The 26,066-nt window shown below is 50.6% G+C and carries 23 protein-coding genes; 17 read left to right on the top strand and 6 right to left on the bottom strand.

The annotated features are described in order from the left end of the window. Positions 1-45: 45 nt before the first annotated feature. The 13 genes from fabD (at position 46) to J0X00_RS07190 (ending at position 12,865) form a co-directional block, all read left to right on the top strand. Positions 46-969: an ACP S-malonyltransferase gene (fabD, locus tag J0X00_RS07250; protein ID WP_282477820.1), complete on the top strand. Its 924-nt coding sequence runs from the start codon at positions 46-48 to the stop codon at positions 967-969. Between the two features lie 27 nt (positions 970-996). Next, positions 997-1,731 (top strand): 3-oxoacyl-ACP reductase FabG, encoded by a 735-nt coding sequence (gene fabG / locus J0X00_RS07245; RefSeq protein ID WP_136483179.1) that lies wholly within the window; start codon positions 997-999, stop codon positions 1,729-1,731. A 234-nt stretch (positions 1,732-1,965) separates the two neighbouring features. Continuing rightward, positions 1,966-2,199 carry an acyl carrier protein gene (acpP, locus tag J0X00_RS07240; RefSeq protein WP_014204679.1) on the top strand — a complete coding sequence of 78 codons (234 nt, stop codon included), beginning with the start codon at positions 1,966-1,968 and terminating at the stop codon, positions 2,197-2,199. Between the two features lie 89 nt (positions 2,200-2,288). Then, positions 2,289-3,533 carry a beta-ketoacyl-ACP synthase II gene (gene fabF / locus J0X00_RS07235; RefSeq protein WP_136483180.1) on the top strand — a complete coding sequence of 415 codons (1,245 nt, stop codon included), beginning with the start codon at positions 2,289-2,291 and terminating at the stop codon, positions 3,531-3,533. Between the two features lie 89 nt (positions 3,534-3,622). Beyond that, the gene (pabC, locus tag J0X00_RS07230) at positions 3,623-4,426 is read left to right on the top strand and encodes an aminodeoxychorismate lyase (protein ID WP_282477819.1); all 804 of its coding nucleotides are present in this window, start codon (positions 3,623-3,625) and stop codon (positions 4,424-4,426) included. Further along, complete coding sequence (mltG, locus tag J0X00_RS07225) at positions 4,423-5,436, top strand: endolytic transglycosylase MltG (protein WP_136482733.1); 1,014 nt, start codon at positions 4,423-4,425, stop codon at positions 5,434-5,436. The genes pabC and mltG overlap by 4 nt, the downstream gene beginning before the upstream one ends. 27 nt (positions 5,437-5,463) lie before the next feature. Beyond that, positions 5,464-6,093, top strand: a complete 630-nt coding sequence (tmk, locus tag J0X00_RS07220; RefSeq protein WP_136482735.1) for a dTMP kinase — start codon at positions 5,464-5,466, stop codon at positions 6,091-6,093. A gap of 3 nt (positions 6,094-6,096) precedes the next feature. Beyond that, the gene (gene holB, locus J0X00_RS07215) at positions 6,097-7,062 is read left to right on the top strand and encodes a DNA polymerase III subunit delta' (protein ID WP_282477818.1); all 966 of its coding nucleotides are present in this window, start codon (positions 6,097-6,099) and stop codon (positions 7,060-7,062) included. After that, the gene (locus J0X00_RS07210; RefSeq protein WP_282477817.1) at positions 7,053-7,820 is read left to right on the top strand and encodes a YchF/TatD family DNA exonuclease; all 768 of its coding nucleotides are present in this window, start codon (positions 7,053-7,055) and stop codon (positions 7,818-7,820) included. Before holB ends, J0X00_RS07210 begins: the two co-directional genes overlap by 10 nt. A 446-nt stretch (positions 7,821-8,266) precedes the next feature. Next, a complete protein-coding gene (locus J0X00_RS07205; protein WP_136482741.1) occupies positions 8,267-9,886 on the top strand; it encodes a PTS transporter subunit EIIC in 1,620 nt (539 codons plus the stop codon). Positions 9,887-9,948: 62 nt separating this feature from the next. Continuing rightward, positions 9,949-10,341, top strand: a complete 393-nt coding sequence (locus J0X00_RS07200) for a hypothetical protein (protein ID WP_282477816.1) — start codon at positions 9,949-9,951, stop codon at positions 10,339-10,341. A 360-nt stretch (positions 10,342-10,701) separates the two neighbouring features. Beyond that, a complete protein-coding gene (ptsG, locus tag J0X00_RS07195; RefSeq protein WP_282477815.1) occupies positions 10,702-12,132 on the top strand; it encodes a PTS glucose transporter subunit IIBC in 1,431 nt (476 codons plus the stop codon). 328 nt (positions 12,133-12,460) lie between these two features. Continuing rightward, positions 12,461-12,865: a hypothetical protein gene (locus J0X00_RS07190; protein ID WP_282477814.1), complete on the top strand. Its 405-nt coding sequence runs from the start codon at positions 12,461-12,463 to the stop codon at positions 12,863-12,865. Between the two features lie 141 nt (positions 12,866-13,006). Here J0X00_RS07190 and J0X00_RS07185 read toward each other — a convergent pair whose 3' ends face one another. The 3 genes from J0X00_RS07185 to J0X00_RS07175 all read right to left on the bottom strand — a co-directional run bounded on the left by J0X00_RS07185 (position 13,007) and on the right by J0X00_RS07175 (position 15,631). Beyond that, positions 13,007-13,105, bottom strand: coding sequence for a MetS family NSS transporter small subunit (locus J0X00_RS07185; RefSeq protein WP_136482749.1), 99 nt, complete (start codon positions 13,103-13,105; stop codon positions 13,007-13,009). Then, entirely contained in the window at positions 13,102-14,565 is a 1,464-nt protein-coding gene (locus J0X00_RS07180; protein WP_136482751.1) for a sodium-dependent transporter, read from the bottom strand. The genes J0X00_RS07185 and J0X00_RS07180 overlap by 4 nt, the downstream gene beginning before the upstream one ends. Positions 14,566-15,046: 481 nt before the next feature. After that, entirely contained in the window at positions 15,047-15,631 is a 585-nt protein-coding gene (locus tag J0X00_RS07175; protein WP_282477813.1) for a porin family protein, read from the bottom strand. 220 nt (positions 15,632-15,851) lie between these two features. Between J0X00_RS07175 and J0X00_RS07170 the strand changes: the two genes are divergently transcribed. Both J0X00_RS07170 and J0X00_RS07165 read left to right on the top strand, forming a co-directional pair. Then, positions 15,852-15,941 (top strand): YnhF family membrane protein, encoded by a 90-nt coding sequence (locus J0X00_RS07170; protein ID WP_136482755.1) that lies wholly within the window; start codon positions 15,852-15,854, stop codon positions 15,939-15,941. Between the two features lie 17 nt (positions 15,942-15,958). After that, on the top strand, positions 15,959-17,146 hold the full coding sequence (locus J0X00_RS07165) for a patatin-like phospholipase family protein (protein WP_282477812.1): 1,188 nt from the start codon (positions 15,959-15,961) through the stop codon (positions 17,144-17,146). 94 nt (positions 17,147-17,240) lie between these two features. Here the strand turns inward: J0X00_RS07165 and pyk are convergent, their stop codons facing one another. Beyond that, positions 17,241-18,686, bottom strand: a complete 1,446-nt coding sequence (pyk, locus tag J0X00_RS07160) for a pyruvate kinase (RefSeq protein WP_282477811.1) — start codon at positions 18,684-18,686, stop codon at positions 17,241-17,243. A 397-nt stretch (positions 18,687-19,083) separates the two neighbouring features. Between pyk and J0X00_RS07155 the strand changes: the two genes are divergently transcribed. Both J0X00_RS07155 and J0X00_RS07150 read left to right on the top strand, forming a co-directional pair. Further along, positions 19,084-20,301, top strand: coding sequence for an ROK family protein (locus tag J0X00_RS07155; RefSeq protein WP_136482761.1), 1,218 nt, complete (start codon positions 19,084-19,086; stop codon positions 20,299-20,301). A gap of 116 nt (positions 20,302-20,417) precedes the next feature. Then, positions 20,418-21,359, top strand: a complete 942-nt coding sequence (locus tag J0X00_RS07150; RefSeq protein WP_136482763.1) for a chemotaxis protein CheV — start codon at positions 20,418-20,420, stop codon at positions 21,357-21,359. A gap of 64 nt (positions 21,360-21,423) precedes the next feature. Here the strand turns inward: J0X00_RS07150 and J0X00_RS07145 are convergent, their stop codons facing one another. Beyond that, positions 21,424-24,495, bottom strand: a complete 3,072-nt coding sequence (locus J0X00_RS07145; protein WP_282477810.1) for an error-prone DNA polymerase — start codon at positions 24,493-24,495, stop codon at positions 21,424-21,426. Between the two features lie 31 nt (positions 24,496-24,526). Beyond that, on the bottom strand, positions 24,527-26,065 hold the full coding sequence (locus tag J0X00_RS07140) for a DNA polymerase Y family protein (protein WP_282477809.1): 1,539 nt from the start codon (positions 26,063-26,065) through the stop codon (positions 24,527-24,529). Position 26,066: the final 1 nt, after the last annotated feature.

Raw genomic sequence — 26,066 nt, 5'->3', positions numbered from 1 at the left:
GGAGTCGCAAGACTCCTTATTCATTATTAAGTTAAGGAAAAAAACATGAGCAAGTTTGCTATCGTATTTCCGGGTCAGGGCTCTCAGGCAGTGGGTATGCTTGCTGAGCTTGGCGAACAGTATGATGTAGTTAAACAAACTTTTGCAGAAGCGTCTGACGCTCTGGGTTACGATCTTTGGGCTCTGGTTCAAAATGGCCCTGCAGAAGATCTCAACCAGACTTTCCGCACTCAACCTGCACTGCTGGCGTCATCCGTTGCTATCTGGCGCGTATGGCAGGAGCTGGGCCTGGAGCAGCCACAAGTGCTGGCCGGCCATAGCCTGGGTGAATACTCTGCACTGGTTTGTGCCGGTGTGATTGACTTTAAAGCGGCCATCAAACTGGTTGAACTGCGTGGTCAGTTGATGCAGGAAGCCGTTCCTGCGGGTACCGGCGCTATGTTTGCTATCATCGGCCTGGACGATGAAGCGATTGCGAAAGCGTGTGAGGAAGCCGCGCAAGGTGACGTTGTGTCCCCGGTGAACTTCAACTCGCCAGGCCAGGTGGTTATCGCCGGTCAGAAAGACGCAGTTGAACGTGCCGGTGCACTGTGTAAAGAAGCGGGTGCCAAACGTGCATTGCCGCTACCGGTTTCAGTACCGTCACACTGCGCTCTGATGCAACCGGCAGCCGATAAACTGGCTGTGGCACTGGAAGCACTTGAGTTCAACGCGCCACAAATTCCGGTGATCAACAACGTAGATGTTGCGGCTGAAACTGATCCGGCAAAAATTAAAGATGCACTGGTTCGCCAACTGCACAGCCCGGTTCGCTGGACTGAAGGCGTGCAGAAGATGAGTGAGCAAGGCATTGAGACTCTGATTGAAGTTGGCCCGGGTAAAGTATTGACTGGTCTGACTAAACGTATTGTGAAAACGCTGAACGCGCAAGCAGTGAACGATATCGCTTCACTGGACGCAGTTAAGTAAAAGTAGGAAATAGACATGAGTGATTTCATGAACCTGGAAGGCAAAGTTGCCCTGGTTACTGGCGCAAGTCGCGGTATCGGTAAAGCGATCGCGGAACTATTGGTAGCACGTGGTGCGAAAGTGATTGGTACTGCAACCAGCGAAAGCGGCGCAGAAGCGATCAGCGCTTATCTGGGCGACAATGGTAAGGGTCTGGCACTGAACGTGACCGATGTTGAATCTATCGAAGCAGTACTGAAAAACATCAATGACGAATTCGGTGGCGTAGACATCCTGGTTAACAACGCGGGTATCACCCGTGATAACCTGCTGATGCGCATGAAAGATGATGAATGGACAGATATCATGGATACTAACCTGACATCTATCTTCCGCCTGTCTAAAGCGGTTCTGCGTGGTATGATGAAAAAACGTCATGGTCGTATCATCAATGTGGGTTCTGTTGTTGGTACGATGGGTAACGCAGGTCAGACTAACTACGCAGCAGCGAAAGCGGGTGTAATCGGCTTTACTAAGTCAATGGCACGCGAAGTTGCTTCACGTGGTGTGACTGTGAACACAGTTGCACCAGGTTTTATCGAAACTGATATGACAAAAGCGCTGAATGACGAGCAACGTGCTGCTACACTAGCACAAGTGCCGGCTGGTCGTCTGGGTGACCCACGTGAAATTGCTTCTGCTGTGGCTTTCCTGGCATCTCCGGAAGCTGCGTACATTACCGGCGAAACTCTGCACGTTAACGGCGGAATGTACATGGTTTAACGCTAAGTTTGCGGCGAAGTGAGCTCAAACTGTGAAGTAAATGGTTGACTTCGCCTGAAACTTAACGTTTAAATGCGCAAGATTTGTGCATGATATAAGTCAAAAATGGTGTGAATTTCGGTTAAAATCGCCAAATTTGTGGTTTGACCAGCAAGGTGCCCCTTGCAACTTTCACTAGTTCGAATAAACTACGGCATCATCGCATTAGGCGAAATCTGTAAAGGAAAAGTAAAAATGAGCAACATCGAAGAACGCGTAAAGAAAATCATCGTTGAACAGCTGGGTGTAGACGAAGCAGAAGTTAAAAACGAAGCTTCTTTCGTTGAAGACCTAGGTGCTGATTCTCTTGACACTGTTGAGCTGGTTATGGCTCTTGAAGAGGAATTCGACACTGAGATTCCTGATGAAGAAGCAGAGAAAATCACTACTGTTCAAGCTGCGATCGACTACGTAAACAGCGCTCAGTAATGCTCTCCCCAGGCGGCCCTCTGGCCGCCTGAGTTTTTCTCACTCATCTATTATCTCTCATAGAATTTTCATTTCCGGAGAATATGATCGTGTCCAAGCGTCGTGTCGTTGTCACTGGCATGGGTATGTTGTCACCGGTAGGCAACACAGTAGAATCTTCTTGGAAAGCCCTGCTAGCTGGTCAAAGTGGTATCGTGAATATCGAGCACTTTGATACAACAAATTTTTCTACTCGTTTCGCAGGTCTGGTAAAAGATTTTAACTGCGAAGAGTACATGTCTAAAAAAGATGCCCGTAAAATGGATTTGTTTATCCAGTACGGTATTGCCGCGGGTATCCAAGCGCTAGACGATTCAGGTCTGGTCATCACTGCAGAAAACGCGCCTCGCGTTGGTGTTGCCATCGGTTCTGGTATCGGCGGTCTTGATTTGATCGAAACAGGTCATCAGGCGCTTATGGAGAAAGGTCCACGTAAAGTGAGCCCGTTCTTTGTTCCTTCTACCATCGTTAACATGGTAGCGGGTAACCTGTCTATCATGCGTGGTCTGCGCGGTCCTAACATCGCGATCTCAACTGCATGTACTACAGGTCTGCACAACATCGGCCATGCTGCTCGTATGATTGCATACGGTGATGCAGACGCCATGGTAGCCGGCGGCAGCGAAAAAGCGTCAACCCCTCTGGGTATGGCGGGTTTCGGTGCAGCAAAAGCGCTGTCTACTCGTAACGATGAACCACAGAAAGCGTCTCGTCCTTGGGATAAAGACCGTGATGGTTTTGTACTGGGTGACGGTGCAGGCGTGATGGTGATCGAAGAGTACGAACACGCGAAAGCTCGTGGCGCGAAGATCTACGCAGAAATCGTTGGTTTCGGTATGTCGGGCGATGCTTACCATATGACTTCACCAAGTGAAGATGGTTCAGGCGGTGCGCTGGCCATGGAGGCGGCGATGCGTGATGCTGACCTAACTGGTACGCAAATCGGTTACGTCAATGCACACGGCACGTCTACACCAGCTGGTGACGTGGCGGAAGTGAAAGGCATCAAGCGTGCACTGGGCGAAGCAGGCTCTGAGCAAGTACTGGTTTCTTCGACTAAGTCGATGACCGGTCACCTGTTGGGTGCTGCGGGTTCAGTAGAGGCAATCATTACAGTGATGTCTTTGGTAGACCAGATTGTTCCACCGACCATTAACCTGGACAATCCAGAAGAAGGTCTGGGTGTGGATCTGGTTCCAAATACTGCGCGTAAGGTTGAAGGTATGGAATACGCTATGTGTAACTCGTTTGGCTTTGGTGGCACAAACGGTTCACTGATTTTCAAACGCGTATAAAATCCTGACCGCAACAGTTAGCGAAAATATTTGAGTTGAAACGGCTTGATGCTTAGCATTAAGCCGTTTCTTTTTTCAGGGAGTAGAATATGTTCTGGCACAATGGCGAACTGACGGATGTGGTCGCGGTTTCGGATCGCTCGTTTCAATATGGTGATGGCTGCTTCACCACTATGCTGACCAAGCAGGGCCGGATTGAGCACTGGTGCTATCATGTTGAGCGAATGGAAGCGTGCCTGAATGTGCTGGGTATTCCCCTGCCTGACTGGGACACGATCAGCCTGTGGTTGCAGCAGGCGATGCTGGCGGATGACAAAGCAGGCCTTAAGCTGCATATCAGCCGCGGTCAAGGCGGACGTGGTTATAGCCCGGCCAATTTACTTCATCCTGACGTGACTATCAGTCATTTTTCATATCCTGCTCACTATGCCGCCTGGCAGCAGGAGGGGATTCGTCTCGGCGTTTGTCACCATCGTATGGGGCTCAACCCGATGCTGGCGGGTCACAAACACAATAACCGCCTGGAGCAGGTGCTGCTCAAAGCAGAAATGGATCAGGCCGGCTATGCCGACGGCGTGTGCCTTGACCTGAATCAGCATGTGGTCGAAACCACCATGGCGAATTTATTCTGGCGGAAAGGCGATACTTTGTACACACCGGACCTGAGCAACTCAGGGGTAGCTGGTGTGGCGCGGCGGCTGATTGTTGAGCAAGCGCCCGATTTGGGATTGAACCTCGAGAGCGGGACGTTTAAGCTCGACCATCTTGCGGATGCCGATGAGGTGTTTATCTCCAATGCTATTATGGAAACCGCTCCGGTGATTGAAATTGGCGGACGGGCATACCCAATCGGTCACTACACACGACGCTTTCAGGAGAGCTTTCATTCGTGATTAAAAAACTCGTTTCACTGCTGTTTACTCTGCTGGCACTGGCCGCAGTCGGCTATTTCTATGTCACTAAGCAAGTTGAAGATTATCTCACTCAGCCGCTGGGTATCGAAACTAAACAACTGTTCACGGTCAACGCAGGAACCAGTCTGAATAGTGCGCTGACTCAGATGACCCGCCAGGAGTGGATTACGCATAGTTTTGCCGCCAAATTGGTGCGTCGTTTCCATCCGGAACTGGTTCAGATAAAGAAAGGTACCTATCAGGTAGAGCCGCAAAGCACGCTGCGTGATGCGTTGAATTTGCTGGTATCCGGGAAAGAGCACCAGTTTGCGATCACCTTTGTGGAAGGCAGCCGTTTTAATGAGTGGTTGGCTATGCTGGCACATGATGAGCAGTTGGAACATACTCTGGCCGGCAAATCAGAAGCCGAGATTGCGCAGTTACTGGGTGTGGAGCAGAAAAAACTGGAGGGTTTGTTTCTGGCCGAGACCTACCACTTTACCAAGGGCACCAGCGATCTGGACATTCTGAAACGGGCACACGCCAAACTGGAAGCCATTCTGGACAGCGCCTGGCAGCAGCGTCAACCGGATTTACCACTAAAATCGCCTTATGAGGCCCTGATACTGGCGTCCATTATTGAGAAAGAGACGGCGGTGGAAGAAGAGCGTACCCGGGTTGCTTCGGTGTTTGTCAACCGTCTTAATAAGCGGATGCGTTTGCAGACGGATCCGACGGTAATTTACGGAATGGGCGAGAGTTATGATGGTAATATCCGTCGTAAAGATTTGCGCACAGCCACCCCGTATAATACGTATGTGATTAACGGCTTACCACCAACACCGATAGCAATGCCGGGTGAGGCATCTATCGCGGCAGCTCTTAATCCGGAGCAAAGCGCGTATCTGTATTTTGTCGCCAGCGGTAACGGTGGCCACGTATTTTCTAAAAGTCTGACCGAGCATAATCGTGCGGTGCGTGCGTACCTGAAACAGCTCAGACAGCAGTAAACATAGCGATTAGCAAAGATAAAACCCATGAATGCAAAATTTATCGTAGTAGAGGGCCTGGAAGGGGCCGGTAAAAGCACGGCTATCCAGGCTGTGGTTGAAGCGCTGCACGCGCAGGGTATCGACCATATCACCCGCACTCGTGAACCGGGCGGGACTGTGCTGGCGGAAAAAATGCGCTCGCTGGTTAAGGAAGAGCATGACGGTGAAGTGCTGCAGGATATTACAGAGCTGCTGCTGATGTACGCAGCACGCGTGCAGTTAGTTGAGAACGTGATTAAGCCGGCGTTAAACCGAGGCGATTGGGTTGTGGGTGATCGTCATGATATGTCCTCACAAGCGTACCAGGGCGGAGGTCGGCAAATTGCAGCCGAGACCCTGCATAATCTGAAACAGACCACGCTTGGTGATTTTAAGCCGGATTTGACGCTGTATCTGGATATTGACCCTAAGCTTGGCCTGGAACGCGCCCGCGGCCGTGGCGAACTGGATCGGATAGAAAAAATGGACATCAGCTTTTTTGAACGTACCCGCGAGCGTTATCTGGAGATCGCCCGCGCTGATGAGTCGGTAGTGATCATCGATGCCGCCCAGAGTATGGCAGAAGTGGCGAACAGTATTCGTCAGGCGCTGGACTCCTGGTTCAAGGTGGTTTAGGCGATGCAACCGATTTATCCCTGGCTGAATGATGCCTGGTTGTCCTGGCAGGCACGGCTTAAAAACCAGACCTTTTCTGCTGCGACCCTGATTGCAGCGCCGGCTGGTGTGGGCGCCTTTCAGCTGGTTGAACCATTTGCCGCGGCACTGATGTGTTCAGCGCAGGACGGTGAAGCGTGCGGGTTTTGCCACAGCTGCGATTTGATGCAGTCGGGGAATCATCCTGACTATCATGTGGTTCGGCCAGAAAAAGAGGGCCGTTCCATCAGTGTTGAGCAAATTCGTCACTGTAATCGTCTGGCGCAGGAATCGTCGCAACTGTCCGGCTACCGGCTGATAGTGATTGAACCTGCCGAAGCGATGAATGAATCGGCAGCCAATGCGCTGCTCAAAACGCTGGAAGAACCGGCAGGTAAGTGCGTGTTTGTGTTAGTGACGACGCGCATTAGTCATATTCTGCCGACCATAGTGAGCCGCTGTCAGCAAATCAACGTCGCAGAACCAGCGACACAGATGGTGTCTTGCTGGCTGAGTGAGACTCTGGATAAAAGCGTGCCGCCTTATGCCGCGCACATTCATGCCAATGCGCCATTGACCACGCAGGTATTCATTGCCGAAGGGGGAGTGGCGGATTACAGCGCGCTGGAAAGTCAGTTTATTGCTGCGCTGCAAGGTGATGTCAGTGCATTGATCAATTGCGCCAAAGCGGCGGCAGCGCAGCCGGTACAACGTTTAAGCTGGTTATGGTATTTGCTGACAGATGCGCAGAAAGTGCAGTTTGGCATTCGGCAGGCGTATTTTACGCCGGGTTGTGAACAGGTTGCCGGGCTGATGAACTTTGCTCAGTTACAGCAACAGACTGACCGTCTGGCTAAACTGATAGAACAACTGAGAACGTTCACCGGTTTGAACGGTGAGCTGCTGATCACTGATTGGTTACTGAAATTAAATGAGGAAGCATGTTTGTAGATTCGCACTGTCATCTCGATAAACTCGATTATGATGAATTACATAACGGCATCGAAGATGTGATAGAAAAGGCCAGGCAGGCTAATGTAAAACAGCTGCTTTCGGTCGGGGTAACTCTGGATTCATTTGCCGGCATGCTGGAAATGATCACGCCTTGCGATAATGTTTACGCTTCCTGTGGCGTACACCCGCTCGATGTTGCGAGTGATTTTGAACTCGCCCGTTTTCAGGAATATGCATCACATCCCAAAGTGGTTGCGATTGGTGAAACCGGTCTGGATTACCATTATGAGCCGGAAACGGCGCCGCTCCAGCAAGAGCGATTTAAGCAGCATATCGAAACAGCAGTAGCGCTCAACAAGCCGCTGATTATTCATACCCGAAATGCCCGTCAGGATACACTGGATATTCTGCGTGCGGGCGGAGCGGAGCGCTGTGGTGGTGTCATTCACTGTTTTACCGAGGATCTGGCGTTTGCGGAGGCGGCGATGGAGCTGGGTTTTTACATTTCTATCTCCGGTATCGTCACCTTTCGCCAGGCGCAAGAACTGAAAGATGTGGTGAAGCAGTTACCACTAGAGCGCCTGCTCATTGAGACCGATTCGCCTTATCTGGCGCCGGTTCCGCACCGCGGTAAGCAAAACCAACCGGCATATGTGGTTGAAGTCGCGGCTTATATTGCGCAGCTCAAAGGTGTCTCTCTTAAGGAAGTCGCTGAAAAAACCACCCAAAATTTCCAGCAACTTTTTTTACGATAAAAAATAAATCATTGTGAAAAACGGCTCGGTATGGGTTGTTTTTTATACATAATGGCGCTTTAGTGCATTGGCGTGCCTGTTGTTCACCAAATGTGTTGGAAATCTGGCTTTAAAATGCGGAAATGAAATTTTGTTACGTAAAATAACAATTGGCTCTATTTTATTTACTGCATGAAATTAATGATTAGTTATTTTTTTATCATTAAAAACAGCTAGATAGATGAAATGTAAAGGATTTCACTCTGTGGTGGGTATTGTGATCTGTCTAATAATTTGAAACTAAATTTCATTAGTCGCTAGAAAGCTTGAGGGGCATCAAGATATATTTAGAGCCGGAAAATATAATGACATTCGCGTTACATTTTCCTTGAGGGCCAACACTGAGGCTACGGGGGTGTGCCGTTGGAACTCAAGAATACTAATAACTTAATCAGGAGCATAAACGTATGAAAGGTTTCTTTAGTAAACTTTCACAGTCCATTATGTTACCCATCGCGCTGTTACCAGCGGCGGGTATCATGCTGGGTATCGGGGGTAGTTTTACTAACCCAACAATGATCGAAGCGTACAACATCAGTGTGCTTCAGGACGGAACTATTCTGAATAGCTTCCTGCAAGTAATGACTGCCGCTGGCGGCATCGTATTTGCTAACCTGCCAGTTATGTTTGCGCTGGCAATCGCCGTGGGTTTTGCGCGTGCTGAAAAAGGTGCTGCTGCACTGGCTGCGTTGATCTCATACCTGGTAATGAACGTTGCAATCGCGAAAACGCTGACTGTAGCGAACATGATCAACCTGGACTCTAACACAGTCGTACTGATGGGCAGCGAATACCCGGGCGTACTGGCTGATGTGCTGGGTATCAGCAACACACTGAGTATGGGTGTGTTCGGTGGTCTGATCGCAGGTGCTATCACGGTTGTTCTGCATAACAAATACCACGACGCGAAACTACCTGATTACCTGGGTTTCTTCGGTGGCGCACGTTTTGTTCCAATTATTAGTGCATTTGCTGCGCTGTTCTACGGCATCGTTCTGACCTTTATCTGGCCATTCTTTGGTGCTGCGTTCGGTGCAATCGGTGCGGCTCTGGGTGAGATGACTGCAAGTGGCCACGGTTACGTTGCGTCTCTGATCTTCGGTATCATCGAGCGTTCTCTGATCCCTGTTGGTCTGCACCACGTGTTCTACCTGCCACTATGGCAAACTGAAATCGGCGGTACTGCGACTATCGCTGGTGAAGTGATCAAGGGTACACAGAACATGTTCTTCGCTTCTCTGGCAAGCGGTGACTTCTCTCAATTTACTTCAACCAACTTCATGACTGGTAAGTTCCCGTTCATGATGTTCGGTCTGCCAGCAGCAGCGTACGCTATGTACACTCTGGCGGATGACGAGAACAAAAAAGCAGCCGGTGGTCTTCTGTTCTCAGTTGCTCTGACTGCATTCCTGACTGGTATCACTGAACCAATCGAATTTACCTTCCTGTTCCTGGCTCCAGCTCTGTACTATGCAGTGCACGTGCCGCTGGCAGGTCTGTCATTCCTGCTGATGGATATGCTCAATGTTAAAGTTGGTATGACATTCAGTGGCGGTTTCATTGACTTCGCTCTGTTTGGTGTACTGCCAGGTGTGACTGGTGTTGAGAACAACTGGTACTTCATCCCGCTAGTTGGTATCGCTTACGCGTTCGTTTACTTCTTCGTGTTCCGTTGGTTCATCGTGAAGTTCGACGTCAAGACTCCAGGCCGTAAAGGCAGCGCAGTTGCCGTGGTTTCTAAGAAAGACTACCACGCAGCAAAAGGCGGTGCAGCTGGTGACAACCAGAAAGCGAAAGACATGATTGAAGCTCTGGGTGGTGCAGAAAACATCGTTGATGTGGATGCATGTATCACTCGTCTGCGTATCACTGTTAAAGATGGCGCACAGGTGAAAGGCAACGAACACTGGACTCAAGAGCTGGGTGCTCGTGGTCTGGTTAAAGTTGGCGAAACTGGTATCCAGGCAATCTACGGCGCAGAAGCTGCAGGTTACAAAGCACAAATCAACTCTCTGCTTGGTAAGTAATGAATAGCGGAGACAAATTCAGAAGAACCGGCGCTTTTATCATCGATTTGATGGTGGCCAAGATGTTCACGCAAGCGGTGATGTCGGTTCTGATGGTGGTGGTAACAGGTGTCTTCGCTGAGAAGAGCGGAGGCATGTCACTGAATGACAATCTGGCTCTGCCAGTTCTGTTACTGATTGTACTGGCGATGCTGTTAATCTTTATCGGGATATATCTTGGATTCAGTACTCTCTGTTTTAAGCTGATAGGGAAGTCTCTGGGAAAATACCTGCTGCGGGTCGACAGTGGTCAGTGGATCAAAGCTAAAGATTTGTCGACGTACTTATCGCGCGAAAAAGAGAAAATTGTCTTTTTTTGTGCCACGCTGGGATTGTATGCCGCCTATTCGGCGATTCAGCTCTACATGTACAATGTTGAGCCGCTGCATGAAACCCGGGCACGGAGTAAGGCCTGACTCAGTAGTAACAAAGTAACTAGCCCGCTTAATTGCGGGCTTTTTTGTCTTATCTATTCTTGTCGCTCCAGCAGCCTATTGCTGTCCCGCTGAGTGTTGCCCTGCTGACATCCTGACCAGTACTTCGGTTTGTGAACCTGCCCACGTCAGGCACATAAAATCCCCGAAATTGTGATGCAGACAAAAAAGTGGTCATAAATAGCCGTCATCCTGAGCAAAGGTTGAGAATTGTCATTAATTGGCTGGTGGCGGAAAATATAATACACAGGTGGTGACATTTTTATCGGGTGCTAACATTTAGGCTGTGGGGCAAGCCGTTTAGAACCCAACAATGCTAATAATTCGTTCAGGAGCATAAACATGTTTAAGAACTCGTTTGCTAACCTGCAAAGAGTCGGTAAGGCGCTGATGCTTCCAGTATCAGTGCTGCCAGTTGCGGGTATTCTGCTTGGGGTAGGGGCGGCTAATTTTAGCTGGCTACCCGAAATTGTTTCCCATCTGATGGAGCAGGCCGGTGGTTCAGTATTCGGCCAGATGGCATTATTGTTTGCGGTGGGGGTATCTCTGGGCTTTACCAACAACGATGGTGTGTCAGGTTTATCGGCTATCGTCGGATACGGTATTATGGTCGCTACCCTTAAAGCAATGGCTGCTGCCATGGGTGTCGACAGCATAGATACCGGTGTGTTAGGTGGTATTCTGGCTGGTGGTGTCGCTGCGTGGGCTTTTAACCGCTTTTATAAAATTCAGTTGCCTGATTACCTGGGCTTTTTCGCCGGCAAACGCGCCGTGCCGATTATCACCGGTTTCTTATCTATCATTCTGGGTGTCATCCTCTCTTTTATCTGGCCGCCAATCGGTGCTGTGATCGCTTCGTTCTCAGACTGGGCTGCCCATCAAAACCCTGTTCTGGCATTCGGTATTTACGGTGTGGTTGAGCGCTCTCTGATCCCATTTGGCCTGCACCATATCTGGAACGTTCCTTTTTTCTACGAAGCCGGGACTTGTGTTAACGGTGCTGGTGAAACGGTACACGGTATCATGACTTGTTTCCTGACCGCCGACGATGCGTCTCGTGCGGCCGGGAATGGTTTTGGTCAGCTGGCGGGGGGTTACCTGTTTAAAATGTTTGGTCTGCCTGCCGCTGCATTTGCGATAGCACATTGTGCCAAGCCTGAGAACCGGGCTAAAGTCATGGGTATCATGGCTTCAGCAGCACTGACGTCGTTTTTGACCGGTATTACAGAGCCGATCGAATTCTCGTTCCTGTTTATTGCACCGGTGCTATACGGCATTCATGCGCTGCTGGCGGGTTTAGCATTCGTGCTGACTAACTCTCTGGGCGTGGTGCATGGTCATACCTTCTCAAACGGTTTTATTGACTTTGTCGTGCAGTCCTCCCGAGCCGATAACATGTTACTGCTGGTCGGTCTGGGTGTGGCTTATGCGGTGCTGTATTACGTGGTGTTCACTTTTGTTATCCGCGCACTGGATTTGAAAACGCCGGGGCGTGAAGATGAAAGCGCGGATACCACCACAGCGTCAGGCACAGAAATGGCTGGTGAGTTGGTGGCTGCTTTCGGGGGCAAAGCCAATATTACTAATCTGGATGCGTGTATCACTCGTCTGCGGGTCTCTGTGGCAGATACTGACGCAGTGGATCAAGATAAGCTGAAGAAACTCGGCGCAGCAGGCGTGGTTGTGGTATCTGGCGGAGTGCAGGCAATTTTTGGTACCAAGTCAGATAATCTGAAAACCGATATGGATGAGTGGATTCGTAACCACAGTTGATCCGTGTGCGCCACCGGGCTGAAGGTGCCTGGTGGTGAACCGCATGCTTCAATATGCACTGATGATGAAAAGGAGGCTTGGCCTCCTTTTTCTGTTCCAGTGACCTATGTCTTAGCGATGGCTGTCTCGCTATTCTTTAATACCTGAATCACCCCGCAACAACCCTGTCCATGCTGCAATAAACCTGTCCATGCTGTAAAAAAACTGATTGTACTCTGATGGTTTCTCTACAGGAGCCTTGAATTCCCTTTACCCTTGGTTGACATATCCCTGCCGGACCTGAACTAAAGTTTGTAGTGTTAAAACAATTAATAAAGGGTATCAATAAATGAAAAAACTAGGGATGACAGTGGCACTGCTGAGTTTGTCGGCCGGAGCATATGCTCAGCAGGATCCTAACCTGAAAGTCGGCCTGGCGGTCGATCAGCAGCTGAGCGCTGTGCTGGAAGTCAACAACCAATATCGTTTTACTCTGGGTAACCAAGGTGCGGCGTTCGATTACATTGCAAAACGTGGCAGCTTTAATAACCCGGATGTCCCTTTTGACTGGTATGTTGGTGTCGGTGGCTGGGCTGAGTGGGATGATGACTTTGGCGCACGTGTGCCGCTGGGGCTGGATTGGCAAATTAACCAGAATCTGAATGTTTATGGTCAGGTTCACCCTGAACTGCAGCTGCATAATGATACCGAGCTTCAACTTGGCGCAGCTCTGGGTGTGACATACCGTTTCTAAGCGGTTTTTGTCTGACTGCATGGCAAGTCATGTCACGACAAGTCAGAGAGCAGGTTCATTCAAGAGTGGATGAATAAAAAAGCCGGCAACTGAGTTGCCGGCTTTTTACGTTCAACTGAACTTGGTGTTCAATAAACGTGATTACTGTGATTTATTCATCGCTTTACGGATACAGATGGCTGCGCCACCCCAGGTAATCCCTAAACCCAGAATCATCATGATGATTGCACCAGTGGTCATGCGTTATTCTCCTTACGGCTCATCGCGTTCACCGCGACACCAATGATAAACAGTACGCCAATCAGCGCCCAGCCCAGTGTGAGATCGTAACCGCCGTAGCCTTCGGTCATCAGAGTTTTCACCTTAGTCACCACAATGATGGCCAGAATAACTGGTGAGATAAAGCGCAGACAGATATCGAACCAAATGCCAACCGCGAAATCGGATACTGAGTTAACGTATTTACGCGCATCAGACACTTTAACCAGCCAGGTCATCAGCACCAGTTCAACCAGACAGCTCGACATGATGCCGATGTTGTTAGCGAAGTGGTCTACCAGATCCAGCAGCAGCAGGCCGCCGTTGGTTGCAAAAGCCATGGATACGATGAAGCTGACACCGATAACGATGTTGGCCGCTTTCTTACGGCTCCAGCCCATTTTATCGATCACGGCTGAAGTTACGGCTTCCAGAATCGAAATGTGTGAGCTCAGACCGGCGACGATCAGTGCCAGGAACAGCAGTGGGCCAAATACGTAAGGCAGTGGCAGCAGGTTAATCGCCGCTGGCAGAGTAACGAACGCCAGGCCTACACCGGCAGAGACAACTTCCGTCAGCGGTTTACCTTGCTCCTGCGCCATGTAACCCAGTACCGAAAAGATCATGATACCGGCCAGAATCGAGAAACCACAGTTGAGCAACACCGTCATAAATGCGTTGTTGGTGATGTCTGATTTTTGCGGCAGGTAGCTGGAGTAAGCCAGCATGATGGCAAAGCCGATACTCAGGGTGAAGAAGATCTGGCCATAAGCGGCTGCCCACACTTTCACATCCCAGATTTTGCTGAAATCTGGCTGGAACATGTAGTTCACACCATCCAGTGCACCTGGCAGGAACAGCATACGACCGATAAGCAGCAGTACCATGACAAACAGTACAGGCATCATCACTTTAGAAGCACGTTCGATACCGGATTTAACCCCGCCAACGATCGCAGCGTAAGTGACGGCCCAGGCAATCACCATTGCCAGCACGATCTTCCACTGAATGCCGCCCAGGTTGGTCGGAGAGTTGTCACCAAGGCCCAGATATTCACTAAAGAAGAAGGCGTTAGTATCTGTCCCCCAGCTTTGGTCAAACGACATACCAAAGTAGGAGATCGCCCAGCCGATAACAGCGACGTAGTAAACCCCAATCACAGCGGCAACGCCTACCTGGAACCAGCCCAGCCATTCAAATTTTGCGTTAATACGTGACAGCGTCGCCGGAGCTGAACCGCGGTTACGCTGACCCATAGAGAATTCCAGGATCATAAACGGAATACCGGCGGTGATCATGGCAAACAGGTAAGGAATGAAGAAGGCGCCACCGCCGTTTTCATACGCCATGTACGGGAAACGCCAGATGTTTCCCAGTCCCACTGCTGAGCCCACAGCAGCCAGAATAAAACCGGCTCGGGAACCCCATTGTTCTCGCTTCATAAGTTACTCCTTAATAATCCCTGAGGTATGAAGCATCTCTTTCACTACAGCTAATAAGGAACAGGATAGGAGATAACCAATCAGAATATGGCTAACTTGTTAAAAAAATGGCCTATCATCCAGTAATTAGCAAAATGTTAGTTATAAGTTTTGTAAGCTAGTCGAGATCTCAGAATATTGTTCTTAGTTTTACGATGTGTGTTTGCGGAATCTGAAATAATCAGCTACGCATTGCTATCGAGACTACAGATATCTGCCGCTCATGGCAATAGATTGTAAACATGATGTTGTGCTGGTTTAGTGGTTTGTTTGTTGTTTTTTTGTTCTTTGGTTAGTGAAAAATTTTATATAATTTAAAATATCCAGACTGTAAAACTGGACTGAAGAGCTATAGCAATTGATAAAACTGTATTTATCGCTAGAGTGTCTGACTGAAATATATACACACACTAGTGAATCTCTCCAATGCGGTGCTATTAACTCAGAAGCGTATGGTCAGACCCAGATTGGCCGAGAACTGGTTCATCCAGTCTGACTGAAAGCGCACAATACAGCGTCCCGGTTCCGGCAGGCTGCACAACGCACTGGTTTCATTATCGACCACGGTTCCGAGCCAGCGAATCTGACTGCTGAGTGCAACGGATGAAGTTATATGATAGTCGAGCCCAGTGAAAATGCTGGCTGCGAATCCGGATTTGTTACCGACCCAGCTGGCATCAAAGTAGGAAGCGCCGAGGCCTGCGCCCAGGTAACTGCTCCAGTTGGACTCAAGCTGATAATTAATCCGGCTCTGAAACAACAGGTAGTGCAGCGTCGCTTGATCCTCGACTATGTCGACATCGGTAGACTGCCGGGCGTAGAACAGACCTACCCGGCCGGTTTGAAATGGCACTTCCAGTGTGATTGCCAGCGTGGAAGAGGCGTTGAGGTCATAAGACTGGCCGGTATTGTCTTCCACTTTTCCACCCAGTGCGTAACCGGTGGAGGGTGTCAGGTAAACGTCAGCCGTGGCCGTGGCAGAGAGCCAACAACCAAACACAAAAACGATAAATTGAAGCGAGCGCATCACAAACCTCAAAATTATTTTCGGGTGGTTGAGTAATTGTGATAGTAACTTCATAATCGTGCACGAAAAACCAGCAATTCTTGAACATGCGTCGCACCACTGGTTATGCTTTAACAGACGCTATCGTGTGCCTGTATCCAACCCGGCTCTACTTTCCTTTTTAGCTATCAAAATGTTAGTGGGAAGGATGGCGTTGTCTGATTAACACGAGGAGGTGTGTATGGAACGCGATCTCAAATTTGCACTGTGTGTGGTGGTGGCCGTGTTTGTAGTATTGATTGGCTTTGGAACAATAGCCATTTCAAATTAAGTAAAAGGGTTCTGCTGATGAAAAATAGTGGAACAGTCTCTGAATTAGATACTCTGGTTGATATCAGCCGGTTGTCTAAATTTATTGGCGGAAAAAAAGCGTTGGTTGCGCAGGGCGGTGGACAACGCGGTATCTTCACAGCCGGGGTATTGGATGCCTTTATGCTGTCAAATTTTGACCCGTTTGATGAGTTTTACGGAACCTCGGCGGGGGCATTAAATCTCAGCTCGTTTTTGTGTCGCCAGCCGGAGCTGGGTAAATCTTTTATCGTTGATCTGACGACTGACCCTCGTTTTTTCCATCTGTTCAGTTATATCCGTCGTAAGCAATATATGGACCTCGACTGGGCGCTGGATAGAATCTGTGACTTCCCTTATCGGCTGGATATGGACATGGGACGTCAGGTACTGGGGCAACGTAAGGCATTTGCCGCGGTGACGTCGACCCGGACGCTGAGCGATTTTTATTTTCCGATTCTCGGCCCTGAATGGCGTGAAGTGCTGATTGCAACGTGCGCGATTCCCGGTCTGTATCCGCGTGAAGTGGAACTTGCCAATCAAAATTATATTGATGGTGGGGTCTCTGCATCCATTCCGGTTCAGGAAGCCTGGCGGCGTGAAGCGCGTTTTATTGGCGTCATTCGCACGGAAAGCTTTTCCGAAGAACCTGATATGCCGCTGGAATCGGTGCAGCCGACAGAGCCGGTGAAATGGTTTCGTGATTCGGTCAACACCATTCAGACTCAGTGGCAGAGTAAACTGCTGCAATGGAAACAAGACTGGAACGGATTTTTTAACCAGCAGATCGAAAAGGCGAAACAACAGAAAATTGAGCAGAAGCATCTCAGTACCCTGAATGGCGGGCGCTGGTTGTTTGGTGCGGATGACATCTATCGTCTCAGCCATTTGATTGGTGATAAATTTGATTCCGGCCTGGCGGATATGCTGATGGTACACTATCAAACCTATTCGCTGACCTGTGACTTTTTGCGCAATCCGCCCGACGACAGTTTTATTGTTCAGGTTGCTCCGAGCGAACCATTGCGTTCCAGTTCACTGCTCAGTAATAAGGATGATCTGCTGCACGATTATGAACTCGGGCTTGAAGCTGGGTATCGTTTTGTCCGCATGTATCAGATAGCGGAAGATGTGCAAGCTGAACGAATCAAGCAGCACAAGTCGGTGCAGCCCGATTTGGATGAATAGCCCGATAGATACCAATAGGTCAGCATCTCGCAGCTGTTGATTTCACTATTATAAAAGCAGGGGCTTTGAGCCCCTGTTTCAGCTATTACGAATTTTACAGTACCGGTAAAATACGCATACAGTTGGTTGAGCCTTCCACATCCATGATATCGCCCTGGGTGATGATCACCAGGTCACCAAACGCCAGCAGTTTTTTCTCTTTCAGCGCTTCCAGCGCAGCCTGAGCCACTTCAAAGCCTTCACCTTGTTTACTGTCGAAATAAAATGGCATGACGCCGCGGTACAGAGCACAGCGGTTGAGTGTGCTGTCATTGCGTGACATGGCAAAGATAGGCAAGATGGAATTAAGACGTGAAGTCATCAGTGAGGTCCGGCCTGATTCAGTCAGATTGACCATGGCTTTAACCCCTTCCAAATGGTTCGCAGCGTATATTGTCGACATCGCCACTGTCTCTTCGGCGGTCGAAAATGAGCGGTCAATCCGGTAGTTCTGCTGATTGGCTTCAAACATTTTCTCTGCCCCGATACACACTTCGGCCATGGCTTTGACGGTTTCTACCGGATATTTGCCGGCCGCCGTTTCTCCTGACAGCATCACGGCATCGGTGCCGTCCAGCACCGCATTGGCCACGTCCATCACTTCTGCGCGGGTTGGCATCGGATTAGTGATCATCGATTCCATCATCTGAGTCGCCGTAATGACGACGCGGTTGAGCGATTTAGCTCGGGTAATCAGTTTTTTCTGCACGCCAATCAGCTCCGGATCACCAATCTCAACCCCCAAATCGCCGCGAGCGACCATAATGACATCGGATGCCCGGACAATGTCATCAATGTTTTCATCGCTGGCGACCGTTTCGGCCCGTTCGACTTTCGCGACCATACGCGCTTCAAGGCCGGCATCGCGTGCCAGACGGCGGGCATAATCCATATCGGTGCCGTTTCGCGGGAAAGAGACCGCCAGATAGTCCACTTTGATTTCAGCCGCCAGCAGGATGTCGCGTTTGTCTTTTTCCGTTAACGCATGGGCAGACAGTCCGCCGCCTTTCTTATTAATACCTTTATTATTTGATAATGTTCCACCGACCAGAACGCTGGTATGGATCTTATTGTCCTCAACGCTAATCACCTGCAATTGTACCCGGCCGTCATCGAGCAGCAGGATATCTTCCCGTTGTACGTCATTGGGCAGTGCTTTGTAGTCTATGCCTACCGCATCTTTATCACCTTCGCCGGGCGCGAGTTCGGCATCCAGAATGAATCGTTCACCTTCGACCAGTTCGATTTTTCCTTCCTTGAAGGTCGATACCCGGATTTTTGGCCCTTGTAAGTCACCCAGAATGGCGACGTGTTTACCCAGTCGGGCGGAAATTTCACGCACTTTCTGCGCGCGCAGTTTGTGATCATCGGCACTGCCGTGGGAAAAATTCATGCGTACCACATTCGCGCCGGCACGAATGATGGCTTCCAGTATTTCCCCTTTATCGGTTGAAGGCCCTAAAGTGGTGACAATTTTCGTTCTGCGTAGAGCTGAGGTCATAGTGATCTCCTGAAATGTTCGGGCGTGATAAAAGTTCAACTGTGTTTAAGTATATGCAAGATATTGGAATTGTTTGTCTTTTAGGGCGGATATTTGCACTGTGTCATACTGGGTCGAGTTGATAGCACTTCAACCGCAGAACCCTCATTTAAGTCTGCTGAGGGGCTTGAATCCGGCCGTTAAGCGCGCGGCTTTGACCCAGCTAGCGCATTGTCCTGTTGCTGCTATTTCATCCAACGCCAGGTCAGCCTGAGCACGGCTAAGGAAGCGACATTTTGACTGAAAACACAAACTTCTATGTATATGCGTGATGCTTGTCACGGCTATTCACCAAAGCGCTTCACAATTAGTTCGCAAAGTAAAAAAATTGGCATGTTGTTGAATTCTGGAGCGCCCTATGTATATGGCTCAACCAGGCCATATTGATCACATCAAACAGGTCAATGCTGGCCGTGTATATAAACTTATCGATCAAAAAGGTCCCATTTCTCGTATCGACTTATCGAAAGAGAGTGAACTCGCCCCCGCCAGCATTACTAAAATTACCCGCGAATTAATTGATGCCCATCTGATTCATGAAACGACAGTCCAGGAAGCGATCAGCCGTGGTCGTCCGGCGATCGGATTGCAGGTCAACAACCAGGGCTGGCAGTTTTTATCCATGCGTCTTGGACGCGGTTATCTGACCATAGCGCTGCATGAGTTGGGCGGCGAGGTGTTGATCGATACTAAAATAGACATCCATGAAATTGACCAGGATGATGTCCTGCAGCGTCTGCTGTTTGAAATCGATGAGTTTTTCCAGACTTATGCCGAGCAGCTCGGGCGGGTGACCAGTATCGCGATTACTTTGCCGGGGCTGGTCAATTCAGAGCAGGGTGTGGTGCTGCAAATGCCGCATTACAACGTGGAAAATCTGGCTCTCGGTGAAGCGATTTTTCAGGCAACCGGTTTACCGGTCTTTGTCGCGAATGATACCCGAGCCTGGGCGTTGGCAGAAAAATTGTTTGGCCATTCCCAGGATGTCGACAACTCCGTCCTGATCTCAATCCACCACGGCTTAGGCGCTGGTATTATTCTTGACGGCCGGGTACTGCAGGGCAGGCACGGCAACATCGGTGAACTGGGGCATATTCAGATTGATCCGCACGGCAAGCGTTGTCATTGCGGCAATATCGGTTGTCTGGAAACGGTCGCCAGTTCTCAGGCGATTCGTCAGCAAGTTACCGAGCGTATTGCGGCCGGAGAAGCCTCGTGCCTGAGTGATCAGGAAGAGATCAGTATCGAAGACATCTGTCTGGCAGCGGCCGAAGGCGATCCGCTCTCGGTCGATGTGATTGAAAAGCTGGGACGTTATCTGGGTTCGGCGATTGCCATCGTCATCAACCTGTTCAACCCGGAAAAAATCTTGATTGGTGGTGTGATTAACCAGGCGAAGAGTGTTTTGTATCCGGCCATCCAGCGTTGTATCGAAGAACAGAGTCTGCCGGTTTACCACCAGGATTTACAGTTGGTGGAATCTCGCTTTTACAAACAGGCGACCATGCCGGGCGCGGCACTGATCAAGCAGGCGTTATACGACGGTTTGTTGCTGATGAAAGTGGTCGAAGGGTAAGTTTTTCTTCGTTTTTTCATCTCTCCGGTTTACATTTGCCACTCGGATTATATTTACCTGCGTGAATATGGCTATACTGTGTAGCGTTGTCATGTGTCTATTTATTGGGATTTTGTATGTCGGGTATTTTGAATACGGTCGATCAGCGTACCAATCTGGTAGGTGAGAACCGCCTGGAATTGTTATTGTTCAGTCTGAATAGCCGCCAGGTGTTTGCTATCAATGTGTTTAAAGTTCGGGAAGTGATTAAAGTTCCGAAAACCACTAAGATGCCAGGCTCTCATCCTAACATTATCGGTGTCGCCTCTTTACGGGGTGTCTCAGTCCCGATTATTGACCTGAGGCAGGCGATTGGCTTCCCGCCTTCGCGCGAGGAAAATCCGGAGCAGAATCTTATTATCACCGAATACAACCGGACCGTGCAGGGTTTTCTGGTCGGGCAGGTGCGTAATATTGTCAATACCGCGTGGACTGAAATTCAGCCACCGCCAAAATCGGTCGGGCGTTCGAACTATCTGACCGCGATTACTCAAATCAAAGAACAGGATCAGACCAAGATCGTTGAGATCATTGATGTGGAAAAAGTGCTGGCTGAAATTATTGAGTATGATGTGTCGATCTCCGAAGAGATCCTGGATCCGACTCTGGTCAATGACATGGTCGGTCGCAATGTTCTGATCGTGGACGACTCCTCGACAGCGCGTAACCAGATCAAGGGGACCTTGTCTCAGCTCGGTCTCAACATCATTGAATGCAGTGACGGCCTGGAAGCGCTTAATTTCCTCAAGGGTTTGTGCGATAAAGGCAAGAACATCAACCAGGAACTGCTGATGTTGATCACCGATGCCGAGATGCCGGAGATGGATGGCTATAAGCTGACCTATGAAGTACGTAATGATCCGCGTATGGCCGATCTGTTTATTACTCTGAATACCTCGTTAAGTGGCAGCTTTAATGAAGCCATGGTGCAGAAAGTCGGGTGTAACCGATTTATCTCCAAGTTCCAGCCGGATTTGTTGGTGGAAGCGGTGCAGGATCGCCTGCGCGAACTTATTTAAGTGGTATTTGCATAAGCTATTTTTTTAAAGCGCTGATAGTCAGCGCTTTTTTATTGCCAGCTTGTCAGTGGAAATCGCGGGAACGGGTCTGTAACTGTTGCAGCTTAGGGGTGAGATCGATAAGACGTCCGGCAATGACGTGAATGACACTGCCTTCCCGCTCCAATATGCCTTTTACCATCAGCAGCTTAGCACCGATATAGGCACTTTTTTGGGCTCGTGCGGTGGCCTGCCATACCACCACATTAATATTGCCGGTGTCGTCTTCCAGAGTAAAAAAGGTCACACCAGCGGCGGTGCCCGGTGACTGACGTCCCGTGACCACACCGACCACGGTCACCAGTGACTGATGAGCCAGATCCGTCAGATCGCGCTGGCGGGTAAAGCGTCCCAGTTCTCCGGCCTGGTCAAGCAGGGTGACCGGATGCTGAGTCAGCGACAGTCCTAAAGCAGCATAATCTTCCAGCAGAGTGTCGAAATCACTCGGTTGGTGAGCCAGCGGCGGCGCTTCTTCTTCCAGGGTGGCAAACAGCGGCAGATCGCTGAGTGAGTCCATCATTGCCCAGCGTGTGGCATAGCGGTTATCGACGATAGCGTGCAGCGCATTGGCAGAAGCCAGCGCTTCAAGATCGCGCTGGCTAAGTGCACAACGTTTCAACTGCCCCGGATGATGAAAGCCCTGAGGCGGGCGCTGCTCAATCAGTGCCTGAGCGCCGGCCGCGCTGAGCCCTTTGATCTGGCGCAGACCAAGCCGTATGGCCAGTTGCTGCTGATGTTGCACGACCTGATGATCAATGGCGGAGTGGTTGACACACACCGGCAGGACACTGATGCCATGGCGGCGGGCATCCTGAATCAGCTGTGAAGCGCTGTAAAATCCCATCGGCAAACTATTGAGCAGCGCAGTGTAGAACGCTTGCGGGTAATGATATTTCAGCCAGGCGGAACAATAGGCCAGCACAGCAAAAGACGCGGAATGACTTTCCGGAAAGCCGTATTCACCAAAACCACAAATCTGCTGATAAATCCGTTCGGCAAAGGCTTGCTGATAGCCACGTTGTCGCATGCCATCGACCAGCTTGTGTTTGAACTTGGCCAGCTCACCATTCTTCTTCCAGGACGACATAGCACGGCGCAGTTGATCGGCTTCACCGCCGCTGAACCCGGCGGCGACCATGGCCAGTTTGATCACCTGCTCCTGAAAAATCGGTACACCCATGGTGCGTGCCAGTACCGCTTCAACCTCCCGGGAGGGGTAAGTGATGGGCTCAAGGCCATCGCGCCGTTTGAGAAACGGATGCACCATATCACCCTGAATCGGCCCGGGGCGAACAATCGCTATCTGGATGACCAGATCATAGTAACAGCTGGGCTTCAGGCGCGGCAGCATACTCATCTGCGCCCGAGATTCTATTTGAAATACCCCGACTGTATCAGCACGCTGAATCATGCCATAGACATTGCTGTCATCCTGCAAACGGGTGATAGCGGCAATGTTCAGACTGCGCTGGTGGTGCTCTTCTACCAGGGCAAAACATTTTCGAATCGCAGTCAGCATACCCAGCGCCAGCACGTCGACTTTAAACAGCCCGAGACTTTCCAAATCGTCCTTATCCCACTGGATAATGGTGCGCTCCGGCATGGCGGCATTCTCGACCGGAACCAGCTCATGCAGTGGTCCGGAAGAGATAACAAAACCGCCGACATGCTGAGATAAGTGACGCGGAAAACCGATCAGCTCACTGACCAGTTCAATAAACTGCTGGCCTTTAAGTGATTGCGGCTCCAGCCCCAGCTCGGTCAGTTGTGCCTGCCAGCCAAGAGCTTTATCCCGGCGGTTAACGTTCTGGATAAAAAAATCGAGCTGCGCCTGGTTGATGCCGAGTGCTTTGCCGACATCGCGTACTGCACTTTTAAAGCGATAGGAAATGACGGTGGCCGCCAGTGCGGCCCGCTCACGGCCATATTTTTGATACAGGTACTGAATGACTTCTTCACGACGTTCATGTTCAAAATCGACATCAATATCCGGCGGCTCGTCGCGCTCTTTACTGATAAAGCGTTCAAATAACACGCTGATCTGGCGCGGGTCAACCGAGGTGATTTCCAGGCAGTAGCACACCACGGAATTGGCTGCCGAGCCACGTCCCTGATAGAGAATGCCACTGCGTTTGGCAAACATCACAATGTCATGGATGGTGAGAAAATAGTAGGGCAGGTCAAGTTCGCCAATCAGTGCCAGCTCTTTTTCAATCAGTATCTGAATGTCTTGCGGTACCCCGTCAGGAAAACGCAGTGCTTTACCGCGTTCCACCAACTGGCGTAAATAGGCCATCGGTGTGGTGCCCTGCGGTACCAGTTCGCTGGGATAGTGATAGTGCAACTCGCTGAGCTGAAACTGGCAGCGCTTGGCAATCCGCACACTCTCTGCCAGCCATTCGGCGGGAAACAGCTTGCTGAGTTTATTCTGACTGCGCAGTGCACGTTCGGTATTGCTTAGTAGATGGGCCTGAACCTTGTCCAGTGGCTGGCTATGGGCAACAGCGGTCAGTACATGCTGCAGGGGCAAGCGGGTCGCGTTGTGCATCAGTACGCCGCCGCAGGCGGTCAACGGTAGTGCCAGTTGCTGGGCTAGCTGACAACAATGAGCGAGATACTCTTGATCCTGCGGCCCCAGATGGCGCTGTACTCCTATCCATAGACGGCCGCTGTGATGGTGTGTCAGCCATTGCCCCCAGTGCGTGTCACGCTCATGGTAGCCCGGCAACCATACCAGCAGGCAGTGGCGCGCGGACATTACATCCCATTCCGACAGTTGATAGTGGCCTTTTTCACTGCGGCGACGGGCGTTGGTTATGATGCGGCACAATTCAGTGTATGCCTCGCGATCCGGGCACAGCAATACGAAGCGGCATTCATCATTCAGGGTAAATACGCTGCCGACAATTTGCCGGATGCCAAGCTGATGTTGCTTAATCGCAGTGTGAGCACGTACTACGCCGGCCAGTGAGCATTCATCAGTGATGGCAATCGCGTCATAGCGCAGAAAATCAGCTTGCATCACCAGCTCTTCCGGATGGGACGCGCCAGCCAGAAAGGAGAAATTACTCTGACAAAACAGTTCTGCGTAAGCCATAAAACCTCTTCAATTCAAACGGGTTGTGAAATTAACTGAACTGCCCGTGCACAAACCACTGCTGCTCGGGGGTACGAAATACCCATAGCCAGCGTCCCTGAGGAGTGCGGGCAATGAAATAGTCACGAATAATGTTGTGGCCGTCCCACCATCCGGTCGCAATCCGCTCCGGACCGTGGATAAGCGAGATCGGTTCCTGTAACGGCTGCGGCTGCGGTAAACGAAGGCTCGGTCTTAAGCGGCCAGAAGTGCGATGACAGGCAGAGTTAAGGCTTTGGGGCGGGGTACTCATTGCGCTGACCGGTTGATCGGCAGGCAAGTAACGGCTGCGCAGCTCGGGACGGGGATCGTCACTTAACAGCAGTTTACACACTTGCTCTGTGCCCAGTTTGGCCTGCAGAAGGGTGATCAGTTCTGCGGAGCTCTGCTGACCCTGGCGGACGCGAAAAAAGTCACCAGGAGTTTGTTCGGCAAGGCCGGAGCGAATGACTCGCAGGCTGAGGCTAAGTACTGGCCGGGTCAGTTGCACAGATTCCATGTTCAGCCAGCACAGCCGAGACCATTTGAGCGCCTGATATTCCCCTTGCGCTGAAGTAAAGCGCACCACATCGCATGCGTCATCGCGCTGTTGCAGCATCAGTTCCAGCTCAAACGCGACCTGATTACGCAGGGTGAGAAAGGCTTCCAGTCGTTTGAGCAGGCGGCGGAGGGGCTTTTCCAGCCACTGTACATTATCTATCTCATACAACAGATCAAGATGGGCGTGGAAGGCCTGCGGTGGATGATAAAAGCTGAGCGGGTGTTTAAAGTGGCCAAGCAGGCGCCCGACATAGTTGACCAGGTCGATATCAAAGCGGCGTGCTATCTCTTGCATGGGCAGCGCCAGCAGAGCCTGAATATTCCGAATCCCCACCCGGGCGAGTTTGTCGATCTGCTTAGCATCCAGCTCGGTGGCACTGAGGGGATAATGCTCCAGTCGCTGACGCAGCGCTTGCTCGTCGCCGCAGATCCAGTCGGCTGCACTTTTGGCGAGCAACGTCGCAGCAAGAGGAGAGAAACCGCTGGCGTAGTGATAACGCACCTGACGCTGGTCCAGATGCTGACTCAGCGCCTGCCAGTAATTATTCAGTCCGGCGTACAGCGACAGCATATTGGTCACCCGCAGCAGCAGCCCCTGCGGCGGACAGAGCACGATATCGCACGTCAGCAGATACAGCCATTGAGCCAATTCCTCAATCGCTTGCCGCTCTCTGTCCGCTTCATACGGATAGACCTGAAGCTCGCTGCATAAAGCCGCCGCGCTGCCAAGCCCCATGCCCGGTTTGATGCCCTGTTTAAGCGCGGACTGACTGGCCTGCACCACCTGATGAGCAGGTCCGTTGACGATCACCACCGGTGCGGCAGCACGCTCTGCTGCGGTTTCAGACGCAGCCGGTGCCGTATCCACCGTATCCGCGGACATGTTCTCAGCAGTCATACTTACTGCCGTCATATTCTCTGCGCATGGGGCCTCTGCAAACATCGTATCGAGCTGCAGGTTAGGAAAATGCAGATAGATCCATAGAGTCATG

The organism is Vibrio sp. ABG19 (assembly GCF_029962385.1).
Lineage (GTDB): Bacteria > Pseudomonadota > Gammaproteobacteria > Enterobacterales > Vibrionaceae > Vibrio > Vibrio ostreae.
The sequence above is the reverse complement of the archived record's forward strand: the minus strand, read 5'-3'. Positions and strand labels throughout refer to the sequence as shown.

Coding starts and splice junctions, on each gene's coding strand:
- fabD (WP_282477820.1), top strand. CDS start 46: ATGAGCAAGTTTGCTATCGTATTTCCGGGTCAGGGCTCTCAGGCAGTG.
- fabG (WP_136483179.1), top strand. CDS start 997: ATGAACCTGGAAGGCAAAGTTGCCCTGGTTACTGGCGCAAGTCGCGGT.
- acpP (WP_014204679.1), top strand. CDS start 1,966: ATGAGCAACATCGAAGAACGCGTAAAGAAAATCATCGTTGAACAGCTG.
- pabC (WP_282477819.1), top strand. CDS start 3,623: ATGTTCTGGCACAATGGCGAACTGACGGATGTGGTCGCGGTTTCGGAT.
- tmk (WP_136482735.1), top strand. CDS start 5,464: ATGAATGCAAAATTTATCGTAGTAGAGGGCCTGGAAGGGGCCGGTAAA.
- holB (WP_282477818.1), top strand. CDS start 6,097: ATGCAACCGATTTATCCCTGGCTGAATGATGCCTGGTTGTCCTGGCAG.
- J0X00_RS07210 (WP_282477817.1), top strand. CDS start 7,053: ATGTTTGTAGATTCGCACTGTCATCTCGATAAACTCGATTATGATGAA.
- J0X00_RS07205 (WP_136482741.1), top strand. CDS start 8,267: ATGAAAGGTTTCTTTAGTAAACTTTCACAGTCCATTATGTTACCCATC.
- J0X00_RS07200 (WP_282477816.1), top strand. CDS start 9,949: ATGTTCACGCAAGCGGTGATGTCGGTTCTGATGGTGGTGGTAACAGGT.
- ptsG (WP_282477815.1), top strand. CDS start 10,702: ATGTTTAAGAACTCGTTTGCTAACCTGCAAAGAGTCGGTAAGGCGCTG.
- J0X00_RS07190 (WP_282477814.1), top strand. CDS start 12,461: ATGAAAAAACTAGGGATGACAGTGGCACTGCTGAGTTTGTCGGCCGGA.
- J0X00_RS07185 (WP_136482749.1), bottom strand. CDS start 13,105: ATGACCACTGGTGCAATCATCATGATGATTCTGGGTTTAGGGATTACC.
- J0X00_RS07180 (WP_136482751.1), bottom strand. CDS start 14,565: ATGAAGCGAGAACAATGGGGTTCCCGAGCCGGTTTTATTCTGGCTGCT.
- J0X00_RS07175 (WP_282477813.1), bottom strand. CDS start 15,631: ATGCGCTCGCTTCAATTTATCGTTTTTGTGTTTGGTTGTTGGCTCTCT.
- J0X00_RS07170 (WP_136482755.1), top strand. CDS start 15,852: ATGGAACGCGATCTCAAATTTGCACTGTGTGTGGTGGTGGCCGTGTTT.
- J0X00_RS07165 (WP_282477812.1), top strand. CDS start 15,959: ATGAAAAATAGTGGAACAGTCTCTGAATTAGATACTCTGGTTGATATC.
- pyk (WP_282477811.1), bottom strand. CDS start 18,686: ATGACCTCAGCTCTACGCAGAACGAAAATTGTCACCACTTTAGGGCCT.
- J0X00_RS07155 (WP_136482761.1), top strand. CDS start 19,084: ATGTATATGGCTCAACCAGGCCATATTGATCACATCAAACAGGTCAAT.
- J0X00_RS07150 (WP_136482763.1), top strand. CDS start 20,418: ATGTCGGGTATTTTGAATACGGTCGATCAGCGTACCAATCTGGTAGGT.
- J0X00_RS07145 (WP_282477810.1), bottom strand. CDS start 24,495: ATGGCTTACGCAGAACTGTTTTGTCAGAGTAATTTCTCCTTTCTGGCT.
- J0X00_RS07140 (WP_282477809.1), bottom strand. CDS start 26,065: ATGACTCTATGGATCTATCTGCATTTTCCTAACCTGCAGCTCGATACG.